The sequence below is a fragment of the Planktothrix serta PCC 8927 genome (assembly GCF_900010725.2).
Taxonomy (GTDB): Bacteria; Cyanobacteriota; Cyanobacteriia; order Cyanobacteriales; family Microcoleaceae; genus Planktothrix; species Planktothrix serta.
In genome coordinates this window covers 100,593-116,423 of the sequence record NZ_LR734869.1, presented here as the reverse complement: position 1 = coordinate 116,423, position 15,831 = coordinate 100,593, and the positions used below count along the sequence as shown (strand labels likewise).

Genomic DNA, 15,831 nt, shown 5'->3' with positions numbered 1-15,831 from the left:
TGTCCGACTGTACGGTACTCTTGACAAGGGGGGAGAGGCAAAACCTACCTTAAGTTTGGGTTAGGGTTAGGTTAGATTAACAGAATGTTGTTAAGATGGCCAATAAAGGAGCAAGTTAATATTTGTCTTTTTCAGACAATAAATAGTCTCTTGTTTTTCCATGTCTGTTATTAACGTAAAACTTTATTGTTTTAGTTGATCAGGTAAGTAAAGCAATATTTTCAACAATATACTGATTTGTATTTTAAGTTGGTTTTCAACTTCTTTTACTCTTGGTGTATCCATTTCTCCTTGATTGAAACATCTCTCTAATAATTCAAGATTTTGTACAATAATACGAGAGTTTAATACAATTTAATCGACCCTTTCAGCACTTTTCTGGTTAGCTAAATCCGTGATCAATATTTGTGTAGTAACAGAGCTCAATTGATTTATTAATTCTTCTATATTAGTTTCTATTCCCTTATTAAAATTTTCTATTACCTCTCTGCTTCTTGAGAGAAAAGATAATAAACTATCAGAATCGGTTGATTCTGGTGAGTGACTATTACCGTCATTCAGGTGGCTTGACTTAATCACGATCAACAATAATAATCCTATGAATGCTTGTTGTCTGCATATTACAGGGTTTCCAGATCTATCAGTCATAAATTTGCTCCTGCAAATAAATCATAAATGAGTTTTACAAAAAGTTGAAAAGATTTTAGTTTCTTCAATTTTTGTAGTGTTTTTAATGTATTCTCTCATAAAATTACAATTTTTGTCAAGTAAATTATTTAATTTATTAATATCAATTTTTTCTATATTATTATCATTATTATTGTTAATTTCCCATATGGTCAAACTTTTACTATCACCACCAGAAACCCAAAAATTATTTTTTTCACGGCTGGGATTAAAACTTATTTTATAAATCACTCCCTGATTTTCTTGAATTTCATGAAATTCTTGAATTTCGGAGACTGTTTTTTTATTGTTGTTTTTTGGAACTCGACTATTTTGCTTCAAAAAACTCTCCATTTTTACTAATACGATTCTTCCATCTGTTGTTATTGCAGCAATGTATTGGTTGTCAGAGCTAAAATCAGCATAAATAAAACTAAAACCCGAATCTTTTTTAATAAATTCTCCTATTAGTTCCCCATTGTTTTTCCATACTGTTATAGTTCCTTCATAACCACAAGATACAATCCTTGTAGCATCTTTGCTAAATCTAACTGACATAGGATATCGTTGATTATGAGCAAGTTGTTTAAGAGAGTTATTTTTTAAATCCCAAATGAAATAACTATCAGAATTTGCATAAACAAGCAAAGATGGTTCTTTTGTGCTAAAATCCAAGCTATAAATTCGCTTTTTTTTATTATTGATCAAGGGTTGACTTATGTTAAGAGTTGTTATGAGTTTATGAGTATTAACATCCCAAATTATAATATCTCCATCTTTAGTAGCAGCAGCTATTTGTTTGCTATTCGCGCTAAAACTTACATCAGATATAATATCTTGAGGTTCGTTAAAGGTATAAAGTAGCTTACCAGAGGAACTCCATAACTTCACAGTTTTATCATTACCTCCAGATGCAAAAAACTTTCCATCTGGACTAAATCGTACAGCCCAGATCGGCTCCTGATGTGCTAGAATAGTTTGTTTAATCTTTCCTTTTTCTGAATTCCACAAAATAATTTTACCCTCATCTCCGGCTGAAGCAATCATTTCACCATCAGGACTATACGCAACACTATAGACACTTCTTTCATGACCTTCTAATCGGTTCCTCTCCTGAACATTATTAATCACCGATTCAATTTTTCTTAATTCTTCTTGATTTTCTCGATGCAGTTTTTTCATTTCCCCTAAAGCTTCTATACTAGCGATCGCTGCTTCTAATTGATTGTGATTTTCTAACAGTTGCTCTGCTCTAGTAATATAAGCACTAATGCGGCTGGCTTCACTTTCTCGCTTCTGTCCATCTATTGTTGTTGCAATTAACCCTAAACCCAAGGTAAATGCAATCAGAACACTAGACAACATAATCAGTTTAGTTCTTTGTTTTTCGACTTTTACTGTAGCTTCAGCTTGTTTTGTTCGTGCGGCTTCAGCTTCGGCTTTTTCTTCTGCAATCATCGCTTTTTCCATTTCTGCGATCGCTTTTTCAGATTCCGCTTTTGCTTTTGCTTCTGCGGCTTCTCGGAGTTGACGTTCTTGTTCAACTTCTGCTTGTTGTTCTCGCAAATACTGTTCTAAACTGCTGTGAAAAAAAGCTTGTTCATCGGATGTTAATTTGGGTTGTGTTTTTTCGATCCATTCTTGAATCTCTAACAATCTCGCTCCCATTAACAAAGCTTCATCGGATTTCTTAAACGATTCTTGCCATTCTTGAAACGCAGTTTCAAATCGCTGATTAATTCTCAGACTTTCTCGATCTTGTTCAATCCAGTTTTTTAAGAGTTTCCACTCAGAAATTAACGCTTCATGAGCCACTTCAACTGTTTTTTCATCGGTAATAATTAGGCGTTGTTGAGACCCGGCTAAAATTTCAATCACTCGTTGTAATTGTTCAGGGGAACTAGAAATTGCTCTTAATCGTTCCCAAGGGATTCTTTGTCGTGTAACTTCTTCTCCTTCTCCCAGTTTAACTAACTTCATAAACAGTTCCCGAACCAGTATTTGATCATCCGGCGAAAAACTTTCATAGATTAAGTTAGCTCGATTATTTAATGCCCCTTTAACGCCTCCAATTTGTTCATATCCTTGTTTCGTTAATATAGGTTCAGGAGATTCGGGTTCCTCAATACAAACTCGCCATAATTCTTGTAACGCATATTGAAGTAAGGGGAGTGCACCGCGCTGTCCGATAACATCTAAAGCCATTTGTGAGACTAACCCCTGTTCAAATTTTACCCCATGTAACTGAGCAGGTTGTTCAATTACTTTTTCTAATTCTTCCAGAGACATGGGTTCTACAACATACATCACCGGAGGAACTTGGTTAATTAAATTAACAATATCTGGATAGCTACTACAGCGTTCTAAAAAGTCTCCTCGAATAGCTAAAACCAATTTACTTTTTTTCTCAGGTGCTTTGATTTCTTCGGCGATCAGTTGGAAAAATTTTAACCGTTCATCTTCACTTTCACACAAGGTAAACACTTCTTCAAACTGGTCAATAAAGATTAAATAAGTTTCCTGATTAGAATATTTACTAATGGCATTAACCAGTTTTCCAAAGGGATATTGACCTGGGGTAAAGATTTCTCGTTTCCATTGACTACTAGCGGGAATGCGATCTTTTTCTAATTCAGCCAATAAACCTGCTTTTACTAAAGAGGTTTTGCCACTTCCCGAATAACCAATAATAGGTAAAAAACGACTATTTGATAAATGGGTTACTAAAATTCTGATTACTTTGTCTCGTCCAAAGAAATACTGTTTTTGTTCTAATTGAAATGACGCTAATCCTTGATAGGGATTTTTCCGATTAAAAAGCACTAACTCTATTGTTGAGTGAATATCTGAATAAGTGACTAAATTAATCGCTTTTCCCCAACCCATACGAATGGGTTCTTGAACAGAGCCTCTCAATTCGTTGCTAATATAATCAAATAAGCGATCGCCACTAATCCGGCCTTTTCTTCCAGCATTCTCTGGGGATAATCCTTTCAATAATGCAGTTGTAAAAATAGAATGAGATTCTCCTTTAAAGACTTTTGCTGTTTCAAAGCTGCGACATCCTGTAATCAGATAATAATCCCGTTGGGTTTTAAACGTTGTTAAAGTATCTTGCAATAATTCGCTTTCTAAAAAATAGCCACTATGACAACAATCTAAGATAAGGATTAAACTACTTAAATCGGATTTTTTAATTAAATTATTTAGGCTGGAGAAAGCCATACCATATTTATAATCAATAATCTGTTCTCCCTGTCTTTCCAGTTGGCAATCTGAAGCAGCTAATGCTCCTTTTATCTCTCCTAAGTTATCCGTAAAGGTTAAGCCATGACCTGCAAAATAAATTAAAACTTCTTTGCCTTTTCCTCGTTCTAATAATAAGTTTTGTAACGCTTGACCTAACTTGATTGAATCCACTAACTGTTTCGGTGCAATTTCCAAACGCTGTGTAATAGAATTACGACGGTGTGGTAGTCGCGTTACTTCAAAATTACCAAAATCTTCTAAGAGTTGCGCCACAGCTTCTGCATCTTCAGCAGCTTTGGGAAGAGGCGTTAAGTTTTGATATTCCGCAATTCCTATAATCAGTGCGTAGCGAGTCATACGGTTAGTCTGGGGTATAAAATACAAAGCTATATAAGGAGTACCTTAAAGCTTTAGTCAGTATTTTTCCTTATTCTAACTGGATCACCCGGAAAAGTGGCAAGAACTTGACGTAAAATAGATACAAATTTTAACAGAGGTGAGTGATGGCTGAAATAGAAACATTTGCTTATGAAGTTGATGGCCAAGTTTATCAAGTACAACTCAACCCAAAAGTCACTTCCGAAACCGATGATGAGCTTTATGATGAAGAAAGAGGCGTTCAAACTGAGGTGATCAATCAGTTACAACACGCCCGTCATTTAATACGGGTTTATTCTACAATGGCTGTGAGTGCATTTAAAGATTTTGGAGCAGCAGAAATTGAAGAAGTAACTCTTAAATTTGCAATTAAAATGGGTGGAAAAGCAGGTATTCCTTATATTTCTGAAGGCTCGGCTGAGAGTAATTTAGAAGTTCAAGTCAAATGCAAGTTTCCCAACCTAAAGCCAATCTAAATCTCTTGAATAAAAATTAGAAACTATATATCAATTCACCTAAAATCTAACTATAGCAATTCTCTTAATTTGTCAGAATGTGTGAGGATCTATCCCTTTAGCAGATGCAAAAGCCTCCATTTCTCTGTTCACAAACAATTGAGTCTTGCTATGGGCAGATTTTTTTAAGTTCAAATTAGATTATAATTTTTGAATTTGAACAAGTGATGAACAACTCTTATGCAAATACAAACTCCTGATTGGGTCAAACACGCGGTATTTTATCAAATTTTTCCCGATCGCTTTGCTCAAGCCACAATTCCGCGCAAAACCTTATTAAAATCCGATCGCTGGGAACAATGGGATTTGCCTCCAAGTTTACAGGGATATAAAGGAGGGAATTTATGGGGTGTGATTGAACAATTAGATTATTTAGAGGATTTGGGGATTAATGCGATTTATTTTACCCCGATTTTTCAATCCGCTTCTAATCATCGCTACCATACCCACGATTATTATCAAATTGACCCCATACTTGGAGGAAATACAGCCTTTCAAGAGTTGTTAGATGCCGCCCATCAACGCAATATTAAAGTTGTATTAGATGGGGTATTTAATCATGCCAGTCGGGGCTTTTTTCAGTTTCATGATATTTTAGAAAATGGCCCCCATTCTCCTTGGTTAGATTGGTTTAAAATTGAAGGCTGGCCGTTATCGGCTTATGATGGTAGTAAACCTGCAAATTATGTGGGTTGGATCGACAATCGAGCTTTACCTCAATTTAATCATGATAATCCTGAAGTCAGGGAATATATCATGGAAATTGCCGAATATTGGGTGAATTTTGGCATTGATGGTTGGCGCTTAGATGTGCCCTTTGAAGTCAAAACGCCGGGGTTTTGGAAGGAATTTCGAGAGCGAGTTAAGGCCGTTAATCCAGAAGCTTATATTGTCGGAGAAGTGTGGGTTGATGCTAGAGAATGGTTAGATGGAACGCAATTTGACGGGGTGATGAATTATTTATTTACAGGCCCAACTGTTGCCTTTATCGCTGGCGATCGCGTTCAAATGGAATTAGTCGAAACCCCTTCTTACTTCCCCTACCCGCCCTTATTTGCTAAAGAATATGGGCAAAAAATTCAAGCTTTATTAGAGTTATATCCTTGGGAAATTCAACTGACTCAATTGAATTTACTTGATAGTCATGATACAGCCCGATTAATTACTATTGCTGGAGGAGATAAAACAACAGTTCAATTAGCAACTTTATTATTATTTACCTTTCCCGGTGCCCCCAGTATTTATTATGGGGATGAAGTCGGATTAGAAGGGCAACTTGATCCCGACTCGCGCCGAAGTTTCCCCATGAAAGATTCTTGGCATCAAGATGTTTTAGACTATCACAAAAAACTGATTTCCCTTCGTCATAAATATGAGGCATTACGCATCGGTTCGTACAAAATATTATATGCTGAGGGCATTGTTTATGGATTTGCTCGATGTTTAGGGAACGAAGAAATAATCGTTTTTGTGAATTCGGGAACTGAATCCGCCCAGATTGATTTTACAGTTTCCGATTTAAAAACCTGTCCGAATCGGTTAATTTATGGAGAAGGTAAATTGACTTGGAAACAAGAAGAGGACAGAACAGAATTAGAAGTTAATCTTCCTCCTCGTCAAGGAATGATTGTGGTGAATTCTTAGTCATCTCCTAGGAGAGAATTTTGATGTTAGGGTATGGTAATGCCATGCCCTAAGATTAGAAAATTACCCTATAATAAAACATCTGCTTTAATCTTATTCTTGCTAATTGGATTGCATCCCATGACCCAGAATTCCCCATCTATCCTTGAAAAAATTAAAGACATTACCACAACTTTAGCACCTCGGTTAATTGAGATTCGTCGCCACATTCATGCACACCCTGAACTCAGTGGTCAAGAATATCAAACCTCCGCTTATGTCGCCGGGGTCTTATCTTCCTGTGGAATTAAAGTTCAAGAAGGTGTGGGAAAAACGGGAGTCGTGGGAGAATTTAAGGGAAACACCACCGCCTCCCGTTGGTTTGCGATTCGCACGGATATGGATGCTTTACCCATGACCGAATTAACCGGGTTAGAGTATGCTTCTCGACAGATGGGAGTTATGCACGCTTGCGGACATGACTTGCATACCACGTTAGGCTTAGGAACAGCGATGGTGTTATCTCAGTTAGGTGAGGAGTTCCCTGGAAAGGTGCGATTTCTGTTTCAGCCGGCGGAGGAAATCGCCAAAGGCGCGACCTGGATGGTGCAGGATAACGTTATGGAGGATGTTGCGGCGATTTTAGGGGTTCATGTCTTCCCCAGTATTCCCGCCGGGTGTGTGGGGCTGCGGTCGGGTGCGTTAACGGCGGCTGCGGATGATTTAGAATTAACTATTATCGGAGAGTCCGGTCATGGGGCGCGACCTCATGAAGCCAAGGATGCGATTTGGATCGCCGCCCAGGTAATTACAATGTTACAACAAGCGATTAGTCGCACTCAAAACCCTTTAAGACCTGTGGTTTTATCCATTGGTCAAATTATGGGCGGACGGGCTCCTAATATTATTGCGGATCAGGTTAAATTATTAGGAACGGTGCGATCGCTTCATCCCGAAACCTACGAAGCTTTACCCGGTTGGATTGAACAATTTGTTGCTAATATCTGTCAAATGTATGGCGCAAATTATGAGTTAAATTATCGTCGGGGGGTTCCCTCGGTGCAAAATGATCTAGTATTAACTCAAATTGTGGAAGAAACTGTGCGGGAAGCATTTGGAACTCAGGCAATTTTAACTTTACCCGAACCTTCTTTAGGTGCAGAAGATTTTTCCGTCTATTTAGATTATGCCCCCGGAATGATGTTTCGTTTAGGTGTCGGACACAAAAATAAACATAATTATCCCTTACATCATCCCAAATTTGAAATCGATGAATCTGCGATTATTACTGGAGTAGTAACTCTAACCTATTCAGCTTATAAATTTTGTCAGAAACACTTAGCACCTGAGAAGAATTAATTAACAGAGAAACCCGATTTTTAAAAGCTATATGTCATTCCGTAAGACCCTAAATAGTGGATTATTAGTTTCCCAAGTGCAAATAGATAAGTAAATTTGCGTCTTGTAAAAGTAAGCTTCTTCGTAGGCAAGCCTTAAACTACGCTCTAAATTCTCCCGTTCAACATCACTAGCATTAGCGGAACCAATTGCTTTGCGTAAGCTGAGGGATAGAATTTCCACTAAGTGATGACCACAGCAGACTTGCCAGGGATCATGGTTGCTACTTTTTCGGTTTATTATCCGTTGTTGTAATTCTTCATCTTTCAGTGTAAAGGCTTGGGATTTATTCTTAACTTCTTGAATCAGTTTAATTTTATTAATTTTTAGGGTTTTCTTATCAATAAAATTACTAAATTCGATCTTCTCAAAAGTCAAGTTTAATCCATCACGATTAGAAACCCAGAGAAGATATCCAACTGGCATACCCGCTTCAAGCAATGCTGTTCTTATATCTCGACCAAATTTAGTAATTTTATCCTCAGAACCAAACTCACGAATCACCTTATCAAAGGCTTTTGAATTGATCAGCATCGTTTCAAGGTCATGGGTATCTGTACGAATTAGATTAGGGTTAGTATGCGGTGAAGTCTCAAGATGATCAAAATCTGCATCAACAATAGCTAAAATTCCATCAAAATTGTCTTTCTCCAAAATACCCAGAACATCAATAATTAGAAGTTTACTAGAGGGTTTGCCAGAAATACTCATTAATTCACAGTTTTTTTTGTCAATAAAACGTTCATAAAATGTCTGATCTGTCCTACCTTCAACTAATAAAAAAGTCCCTGAAAAAGTGCTACGTCTTAGCCGAATGGCATTGGCATGACGGTCAGGAGAAAGATACTCCCTCATTTCCTGGCTCCTTTCAGTTCCACAGTCAAATCCCAACGATCTTGAATGATGTCGGGTGAGTGAGTAGCCATTAAAATATCTAAATTTGCAAGCTTTGTAATTTCTTGTAAGTCTTTTAAAAATTGGGCTTGCCATCCTACATGAAGCGATAGTTCGGGTTCGTCAATTAGCACTAGAGAATTAGGTTTAACCTTAAATAGTAATTCGTAAAGAAGAACTAATTCATGCTGCTCACCCGATGACAAATCGCTTGGGGAAAGAATATCTGTATCAGAGGAGGAGGGATGATGTGTCTTGAAAACAAACCCTTTCTCTTTACTAAAATTCATTTCTTTATAAGAATAAGAAAATTTATTGTTAATAATTTTTCTTAAAAGTTCAATTTTACTCGCAATTTCATCAAAAACGCTTAGTTTCTTTTCTACATCTTTAACATACACTGACAAAATATTCCTAGTGCTTTCATCTATAGATTGAGGCTGAATTTGAAAGTCTGAATTTTCATCTTTATCTAATAAACCGACCTCGATTAGACGAGAGCGAATTTCTTCAAGTTCATTGAGGTGAGTACGAAGTTGTTCATCTGTTAAGTCAACGTCAGGAGATGATTGTTGTTGGACGACTCTTGCAGGAAATGTTCTATCAAGAGATTGAGATGTTGTGCCATATTCTGCCAGTTTAGATTCAATTCGTTTTGCAAGCTCGTTAGAATAAGATGAAACCGTTGGTATCATGGAAGATGTTCCCGAATTCACTCTTGAAGAACGAATAGGCTCAAAGTTTAATAAACGTTGTGATTCTATAAGGCGGACATGAATATTATCTGTTAATGCTTTTAACAAATCTGGTATTTTATATCGTGATTTTATGTTGAACGGGATAACATCTTCAAATCTCTCTATAACTTCGTTTAAAGAAAGAGCTTCACCTGTGGGCTCATAGACCCATTTTTTAACTGTTACTCGTTGCAACCCAGGAATTATATCGTCCAAAATACTGACTGGCAAATCGATATCTGAGGAGTCTTCCATTTTTGATAAAACCCAACAAGTAGGACTTTTTGAATTAGGCTTATGAAATTCGATGAAATACTCTCTCTTTGTTGTTGCATAACCATTATCAGTGTTTACCTCAAGGCTTCTGCCATCATTAAAATCTACTTGAAAACTTTTAAATGGAATACTACGGAACACTGAATATCGAAAATTGAACAACCCATTTAGCATTCTCAGTATTGCAGTTTTTCCAAAACCATTAGGCCCATGAATGATTGTAATTCTCTCATTCATATTCAATGGAATTACATGATCAAAAATTCCAAATAAACCCTTAACAGATATTTGCTTAATTTGCATAGTGTTTGAGTGACCTAGCCTTATGCTGCTTAACTGCAATTATAACTTCTAGTTGTACTTATTTCAATAGCCCGGAACTTTTGTTTTTGTAAATTGTTTCAACTAATAAAAGTAGCGATCGCGGCTCAGACAAATGTTATAACTACAGGAGATCTATATTTATTAACTTTAGAAAATTATGACAATATTTCTATTCTAACAGCAATCATTTAACAAATATCATCAGGATTAATACCCTGCGATCGCAAAAAATCAGCTAATTTTTCCGCCCGTTGATGTTCCTGTGCTGTTCGTTGACGTTCCTGTTGAACCTTTTCTACCGCCCAAGGAAGTAAATTTCCTCCTTCATCCCACCACCGTAACCAATACCCATTCCGTTGTTCTTTTTCTCCTTTCCATACCCCTAAAAATAATTTTAAATCCTCAACCCAATAACGACTATTCTGATTAATTTTATCGAGTTCATAACGTCCATTTTGTAAATAATGAACTTCTAATTGTCCAGTTACAGGTTCAAAAATAGCATAGATCGGAACTTGCAAAATTTGTTCATAAAAATACCATTTTCCAGGGGGATAACTGCGTTTAACCGAATATTCTCCTCCTTCAGTTTCCGATAAAAATTCTATAACAATACTAGGAATATCCCCTTGTAAATTCGGAGTATAACTTTTTCTTGCTTTTTCCGCTTCAATGGGTTGAACTTGCTTAATATAAACCCAATCCGGTGCTTTAATCACTAATTCCCCATTAACCGTAGCACATAAGCCAAAATTAGACGCAATTAACATTTCTGGCTGAATTAAACTCGCTAATTCTAAACTTTCCCGTAGTGCCCCGGCAATTAACGGTTGAGTTGTATTTTCCACGGGTTCATCTTCTAATAGAAAATCATCGGGTAATTTTTCCCAAGTAATAACAGGAGTAATCAGTTGATTAATCGTTGTTTCCTGAGTTGTCACCATAATATTAACCCAGTGTTAAAGTAATTCTATTTTAACCTATCTAAAAGGCTGGAGAATCGCTTGTAAAATAAATATGACCTAATGTTTTGCCTTGATAAACCCGTTTCGTCAACCGCCAACCCGGTTCTAACATAATTTTGGCAAAACCATTCGTAAATCCATAACTTCTACCAATAATAATCGGTGGAGCGTACACATCTGCGCGGGACTGAGCGACGAGCAAAATATCATTGGGTGTACTTTGAACACTCAGCCCATGGGAGAGGGCTAAATCTTTTCCCGCCATTCTCACGGAATAACCGTTACTATCCGTTGCCCGTCCACAAATCCCTGTAAAATCAAAATTAAGCAGTAACGGATCAACAATAATCGGCTGACTGCCACTTTCACTCCAACAAGGGCGACTATCAGAGACTTGTTCGACAACAACTAAAGTATGTCCAAAGGCGCGAGGCACAGCAATAGCGACAAATCGATCTTGATCCACTTCCTTTTGGTCAAAATCAACGGCGATCGCATTCAAGGGAAGACTCAGGACTGATATCCCGATAATCAATACTGCGATCGTTTGCTTCAGTGCTAGTTTCATCTGGATCTGCACCGTCTAATGTCTTCTAAACTTTACCTACTCATAATACTCTGGTTGTTGTCGCTAAGAGTATTACGATTCCCTAAAATCCAACAGGAACGACTAACCCTTCCCGTGCCATAATTGCCTTGGGAAATACCGCTTGAACATCCTGTTCTACCTGATCGAGAAAATCATCGCTGTGGGAAGGATCATGATGGAAAATCACCACTCGCTTGACTCCAGCAGCTTCGGCCATTTTCACGGCTTCTTGCCAAGTAGAATGTCCCCAACCAATTTTAGGAGATTTAGGATTATGATACTCCTCATCGCTGTACATGGCATCGTAAATCAAGACATCGGCATTCTGAGACAGATTTAAGACATTTTCATCCAAGCCATCGGGCAAATGTTCGGTATCAGAACAATAAACCGCCGTGCGTCCCTTCCAGGTAATCCGATAACCCATTGCCGTATTCGGATGGTTGAGTTGTCCAGTTTCAATCAGAATATCATCCAACATCATCGAATCTCCAGGCTTCAGAGTATAAAATCTCAAATCGGCTTGAATTCCTTTGAGGGGAACTGGAGAATTCGGGTGTAAAATTCGTTCGATAAAATGCTGTTTCATCGAGTCCCCATCCGGTGGAATTGCTCCATAAATATGAAAACAATTTCCCTGCATAAATGCTGGGGTAAATAGGGGAAATCCTTGAATATGATCCCAATGGTAGTGCGTAAAAAACATATACGCTTCCACAGGTATTTCTTGGAGTAACTGATCTCCTAAGACTCGTAAGCCAGTGCCGCCGTCAAAAATTAGGCGTTTACCCGCTACTCGCATTTCCAAACAAGAGGTATTTCCCCCATAACGAATAGTTTCTTTTCCGGGGGTGGGAATACTCCCGCGAACCCCCCAGAACTGTACAACAAAATCTTCTGGGTTGGAGTTGGGATCGGATAAGTTAGAGTGCTTCTGAGGAATGACCCCAACAGACGATAGGCTGCTTTCCATTTTTATTCTTCAGGCTTCAAAGTTCCACACTGACCATGATGACGCAGCAAATGATCGCACAGGACAAGGGCAACCATCGCTTCTACCATTGGCACCGCCCTGGGTAAAACACAGGGGTCATGCCGTCCTTTCGCCGCTAACAACGTTTCTTCTCCCTCATGGGTAACAGTACGTTGTTCTTTCCGAATTGTAGCAGTTGGCTTAAATGCTACTCGGATAATAATGTTTTCTCCGTTGGAAATGCCACCCTGAATTCCACCCGATCGATTTGTGACCGTTCGGATTTTACCCGTCGGATCACTATAAAATTCATCGTTATGCTCACTCCCCTTGAGGAGCGTTCCCGCAAAGCCGGAGCCAATTTCAAACCCTTTACTGGCGGGTAAGGACATGACCCCTTTGGCAAGATCTGCCTCTAGTTTATCAAAGACCGGAGATCCGAGCCCTTGAGGAACATTTCGAGCGACACATTCCACCACGCCACCAATAGAGTCTCCTTGATCCCGAACTTGTTCAATCCGTTCTATCATTTTTTCGGCACAATCGTCATCGGGACAGCGCACAATATTACTTTCAACTTGTTCTAATGTGACACTATTGGGATCAACGATACCTTCTAAATCTTGAATCCGTTTAACATACCCAATAATTTCCACCCCAGCGAATTGTTTAAGGATTTTTTTAGCGATCGCCCCGGCTGCGACTCGTCCAATGGTTTCTCGCGCCGAGGAACGTCCTCCTCCTTGCCAATTTCTAATCCCATATTTAGCATCATAAGTGGCATCGGCATGGGATGGGCGATATTTGAGTGCCATATCACTATAATCTTGGGGGCGAGTATCTTGGTTTCGCACCATAATCATAATCGGGGTTCCCAAGGTTTGCCCCTCAAAGACTCCACTAAGAATGTCACAGGTATCGGTTTCTTTGCGAGGAGTGGTAATTTTGCTTTGTCCAGGGCGACGCCGATCTAATTCAGTCTGAATATCTGTAATATTAATTTTTAATCGGGGAGGGCAACCATCGATGACAACTCCCACCGCCCCACCGTGAGATTCTCCAAAGGTCGTGATCCGAAACAAATGCCCAAATGTGTTGCCCATAATGGTCGTATTTATGCTGCCAAACTGTTTATTTTAACTTAGAAACCCGATTAAAATCTTAAAACTTAACCCTGCTCTTCCTTTTATCTTCTTCCCCGACACTCCACTGAACAGGCAAGATGCCTGTTCCACACATCCTAATATTAGTCTTCGTGTTCTTCAAAGGGGTCGCGCAGGTCAGTAGAAGTAGGGCCGAAAGCTGTGTAGATCGCATATCCTGTCAGGGCGATCACAACCGCAGCAATGGAAATGCTAAGAGCTAATGCGGGTTCCATTATGATTAATTCCTTGTTATTCGTGTGCTTCTATAATAAAATACTCACAAAACTTAAGACAATTTAAGCCAATTGTTTTGGTGCTGGAGCCGAGATATCGTGTTTAATCCGAAATTGGGACACCTAAATCGGGTAACATTAGCCTAAGCCTCTCATGTCTTCCCTCGCTTGAAGCTGTGAGAGTGTCCAAAATCCAGATAAAATTTTGTTGATGTAAAAAATTTAGGTGAACTATGGCACAACGGACTTGGTTAGGAGATGTACTAAGACCTTTAAATTCTGAGTATGGTAAAGTTTCTCCAGGTTGGGGAACAACTCCTGTAATGGCAGTGTTTATGGGGCTGTTTTTCGTGTTTCTGTTAATTATTTTACAGATTTATAACTCCTCACTGCTACTTGAAAATGTGGATGTGAACTGGGCTAATTTAACCCGCTAATCAAGTTTAAAATCCGGTTGATCGTGAACTGTGACCAGGGATTTAGGAGATAGGTTTGAAGTATTTTTATTAAAAATCATCAACCTAAATTCTGTATTTCTACTTGTTGAGAGTTGAAAAGCACAGTTCACGATTTTCTATTTATAATGTATAAGGGTTATTTTTTTAGAACTTAGGAGAGTATTTTAGTGAATATATTTGGAATTGGTTTACCCGAAATGGCTGTGATTTTGGTTTTGGCTCTGTTGATTTTCGGCCCTAAAAAATTACCGGAAATTGGCAGTAGTTTGGGAAAAGCTCTCAAAGGCTTTCAACAAGCTTCCAGAGAGTTTGAGAATGAATTTAAACGGGAAGCCCAACAGTTAGAAGAAACGACCAAAATCAAGCCTGAAAATAACTCAACGGTAGCATCCCGCCCAAAAGAGGAACAAATTAACTCGATTGATTAATGCTTAACGAGAATCAAAGGGCTATACTTCAGAATGAATGTTATTAAGTGATATCAACGATGATCATGATGGAGGTTACGCCTGCTAAGACATTAATTGTTCCGCAATTAATTGTAGGTTTAGGAAATCCCGAAGCTAAATATAATCAAACCCGACACAATATTGGTTTTGAGGCTATTGATGCTTTAGCAACAGCTTGGCGAATTCCAATTTCAGAAAATCGCAAATTTAAAGGAAAATTCGGCGAAGGAGTAACATCCTCTGGAGAGAAAATTCGCTTGTTAAAGCCACTGACCTATATGAACTTATCAGGACAAGCCATTCGTGCTGTCGTTGATTGGTATAAACTACCTCCAACTTCGGTATTAATCATTTATGATGATATGGATTTACCATTAGGACGGTTGCGGCTGCGGCTGTCCGGTTCCGCCGGAGGTCATAATGGAATGAAATCTACTATTTCCCATTTAGGAACTCAAAATTTTCCTCGGTTGCGAATTGGAATTGGTAAACCCAAGTCAACTTCTGTCACCAGTGAGCGGGAAACGGTTTCTTACGTTCTGGGAAAATTTTCCTTAACGGAAATGCAAGTTATGGAACAAGTTCTAAAATGGGTGGGAGAAGCAATTGATTTGAGTTTGCATCAAGGTGTCGAAAAAGCAATGAGTCTGTACAATAATCGTAGTTTTGTTGATCCTACAGAGTGAGTTCTCAAAGTTTACCTGAAACAACAGCGTATGTTAGAATTACGCGACAATCTTGGCAACAGGGTCTTCTCGAAGGAGAAGTCAGTGCTGGTGATTATGAGTGGCGATTTCAATGGCGATTTCGACACACCAAAAAACTCACAATTCAACCGTCCCAAGGACGAGCATTAATTCAAGAACCCTTGGGACGGTTTTTAGAAAAGTATGATTATCAATTAGAACCTGGTGGCGATTATTCCTTTACAATTCGCGCTCAATTTTAGGTTAGGTAAA

The 15,831-nt window shown here is 38.4% G+C and carries 16 protein-coding genes; 7 read left to right on the top strand and 9 right to left on the bottom strand.

The features are described from left to right. Positions 1-354: 354 nt before the first annotated feature. Both PL8927_RS11400 and PL8927_RS11395 read right to left on the bottom strand, forming a co-directional pair. Positions 355-648 carry a hypothetical protein gene (locus tag PL8927_RS11400; RefSeq protein ID WP_083621360.1) on the bottom strand — a complete coding sequence of 98 codons (294 nt, stop codon included), beginning with the start codon at positions 646-648 and terminating at the stop codon, positions 355-357. Between the two features lie 21 nt (positions 649-669). Then, the gene (locus PL8927_RS11395; RefSeq protein ID WP_083621357.1) at positions 670-4,272 is read right to left on the bottom strand and encodes an nSTAND1 domain-containing NTPase; all 3,603 of its coding nucleotides are present in this window, start codon (positions 4,270-4,272) and stop codon (positions 670-672) included. A gap of 146 nt (positions 4,273-4,418) precedes the next feature. Between PL8927_RS11395 and PL8927_RS11390 the strand changes: the two genes are divergently transcribed. The 3 genes from PL8927_RS11390 to PL8927_RS11380 all read left to right on the top strand — a co-directional run bounded on the left by PL8927_RS11390 (position 4,419) and on the right by PL8927_RS11380 (position 7,790). After that, complete coding sequence (locus PL8927_RS11390; RefSeq protein WP_083621355.1) at positions 4,419-4,769, top strand: CU044_2847 family protein; 351 nt, start codon at positions 4,419-4,421, stop codon at positions 4,767-4,769. A gap of 219 nt (positions 4,770-4,988) precedes the next feature. Then, positions 4,989-6,452, top strand: coding sequence for a glycoside hydrolase family 13 protein (locus tag PL8927_RS11385; protein WP_083621352.1), 1,464 nt, complete (start codon positions 4,989-4,991; stop codon positions 6,450-6,452). Between the two features lie 120 nt (positions 6,453-6,572). Next, entirely contained in the window at positions 6,573-7,790 is a 1,218-nt protein-coding gene (locus PL8927_RS11380; protein ID WP_083621349.1) for a M20 family metallopeptidase, read from the top strand. A 27-nt stretch (positions 7,791-7,817) separates the two neighbouring features. On the opposite strand, the gene PL8927_RS11375 is transcribed toward PL8927_RS11380, so the two are convergent. From PL8927_RS11375 to psbN, 7 genes are all read right to left on the bottom strand, one after another. Beyond that, positions 7,818-8,684 carry a DUF4435 domain-containing protein gene (locus tag PL8927_RS11375; RefSeq protein WP_083621346.1) on the bottom strand — a complete coding sequence of 289 codons (867 nt, stop codon included), beginning with the start codon at positions 8,682-8,684 and terminating at the stop codon, positions 7,818-7,820. Further along, positions 8,681-10,039 carry an AAA family ATPase gene (locus tag PL8927_RS11370; RefSeq protein ID WP_083621343.1) on the bottom strand — a complete coding sequence of 453 codons (1,359 nt, stop codon included), beginning with the start codon at positions 10,037-10,039 and terminating at the stop codon, positions 8,681-8,683. Before PL8927_RS11370 ends, PL8927_RS11375 begins: the two co-directional genes overlap by 4 nt. Positions 10,040-10,248: 209 nt before the next feature. After that, positions 10,249-11,004 carry a Uma2 family endonuclease gene (locus PL8927_RS11365; RefSeq protein ID WP_083621340.1) on the bottom strand — a complete coding sequence of 252 codons (756 nt, stop codon included), beginning with the start codon at positions 11,002-11,004 and terminating at the stop codon, positions 10,249-10,251. 40 nt (positions 11,005-11,044) lie between these two features. Continuing rightward, a complete protein-coding gene (locus tag PL8927_RS11360) occupies positions 11,045-11,593 on the bottom strand; it encodes a DUF3747 domain-containing protein (RefSeq protein ID WP_083621337.1) in 549 nt (182 codons plus the stop codon). Positions 11,594-11,675: 82 nt separating this feature from the next. Continuing rightward, positions 11,676-12,587 (bottom strand): MBL fold metallo-hydrolase, encoded by a 912-nt coding sequence (locus PL8927_RS11355; RefSeq protein ID WP_083621335.1) that lies wholly within the window; start codon positions 12,585-12,587, stop codon positions 11,676-11,678. Positions 12,588-12,589: 2 nt separating this feature from the next. Then, positions 12,590-13,690, bottom strand: coding sequence for a chorismate synthase (gene aroC, locus PL8927_RS11350; RefSeq protein WP_083621333.1), 1,101 nt, complete (start codon positions 13,688-13,690; stop codon positions 12,590-12,592). Between the two features lie 143 nt (positions 13,691-13,833). After that, entirely contained in the window at positions 13,834-13,965 is a 132-nt protein-coding gene (gene psbN / locus PL8927_RS11345; RefSeq protein ID WP_083621331.1) for a photosystem II reaction center protein PsbN, read from the bottom strand. 233 nt (positions 13,966-14,198) lie between these two features. On the opposite strand from psbN, the gene psbH reads away from it, so the two are divergent. The 4 genes from psbH (at position 14,199) to PL8927_RS11325 (ending at position 15,821) form a co-directional block, all read left to right on the top strand. Continuing rightward, positions 14,199-14,402 carry a photosystem II reaction center phosphoprotein PsbH gene (psbH, locus tag PL8927_RS11340; protein ID WP_083621325.1) on the top strand — a complete coding sequence of 68 codons (204 nt, stop codon included), beginning with the start codon at positions 14,199-14,201 and terminating at the stop codon, positions 14,400-14,402. A gap of 188 nt (positions 14,403-14,590) precedes the next feature. Next, positions 14,591-14,851, top strand: coding sequence for a TatA/E family twin arginine-targeting protein translocase (locus PL8927_RS11335; RefSeq protein WP_083621322.1), 261 nt, complete (start codon positions 14,591-14,593; stop codon positions 14,849-14,851). Between the two features lie 65 nt (positions 14,852-14,916). Next, entirely contained in the window at positions 14,917-15,558 is a 642-nt protein-coding gene (gene pth / locus PL8927_RS11330; RefSeq protein ID WP_083621970.1) for an aminoacyl-tRNA hydrolase, read from the top strand. Then, complete coding sequence (locus PL8927_RS11325) at positions 15,555-15,821, top strand: DUF3146 family protein (protein WP_083621320.1); 267 nt, start codon at positions 15,555-15,557, stop codon at positions 15,819-15,821. The genes pth and PL8927_RS11325 overlap by 4 nt, the downstream gene beginning before the upstream one ends. Positions 15,822-15,831 lie beyond the last annotated feature (10 nt).

What these genes read in the sequence shown, in the direction of transcription:
- PL8927_RS11400 (WP_083621360.1), bottom strand. Translation starts at nt 648, where the DNA reads ATGACTGATAGATCTGGAAACCCTGTAATATGCAGACAACAAGCATTC.
- PL8927_RS11395 (WP_083621357.1), bottom strand. Translation starts at nt 4,272, where the DNA reads ATGACTCGCTACGCACTGATTATAGGAATTGCGGAATATCAAAACTTA.
- PL8927_RS11390 (WP_083621355.1), top strand. Translation starts at nt 4,419, where the DNA reads ATGGCTGAAATAGAAACATTTGCTTATGAAGTTGATGGCCAAGTTTAT.
- PL8927_RS11385 (WP_083621352.1), top strand. Translation starts at nt 4,989, where the DNA reads ATGCAAATACAAACTCCTGATTGGGTCAAACACGCGGTATTTTATCAA.
- PL8927_RS11380 (WP_083621349.1), top strand. Translation starts at nt 6,573, where the DNA reads ATGACCCAGAATTCCCCATCTATCCTTGAAAAAATTAAAGACATTACC.
- PL8927_RS11375 (WP_083621346.1), bottom strand. Translation starts at nt 8,684, where the DNA reads ATGAGGGAGTATCTTTCTCCTGACCGTCATGCCAATGCCATTCGGCTA.
- PL8927_RS11370 (WP_083621343.1), bottom strand. Translation starts at nt 10,039, where the DNA reads ATGCAAATTAAGCAAATATCTGTTAAGGGTTTATTTGGAATTTTTGAT.
- PL8927_RS11365 (WP_083621340.1), bottom strand. Translation starts at nt 11,004, where the DNA reads ATGGTGACAACTCAGGAAACAACGATTAATCAACTGATTACTCCTGTT.
- PL8927_RS11360 (WP_083621337.1), bottom strand. Translation starts at nt 11,593, where the DNA reads ATGAAACTAGCACTGAAGCAAACGATCGCAGTATTGATTATCGGGATA.
- PL8927_RS11355 (WP_083621335.1), bottom strand. Translation starts at nt 12,587, where the DNA reads ATGGAAAGCAGCCTATCGTCTGTTGGGGTCATTCCTCAGAAGCACTCT.
- aroC (WP_083621333.1), bottom strand. Translation starts at nt 13,690, where the DNA reads ATGGGCAACACATTTGGGCATTTGTTTCGGATCACGACCTTTGGAGAA.
- psbN (WP_083621331.1), bottom strand. Translation starts at nt 13,965, where the DNA reads ATGGAACCCGCATTAGCTCTTAGCATTTCCATTGCTGCGGTTGTGATC.
- psbH (WP_083621325.1), top strand. Translation starts at nt 14,199, where the DNA reads ATGGCACAACGGACTTGGTTAGGAGATGTACTAAGACCTTTAAATTCT.
- pth (WP_083621970.1), top strand. Translation starts at nt 14,917, where the DNA reads ATGATGGAGGTTACGCCTGCTAAGACATTAATTGTTCCGCAATTAATT.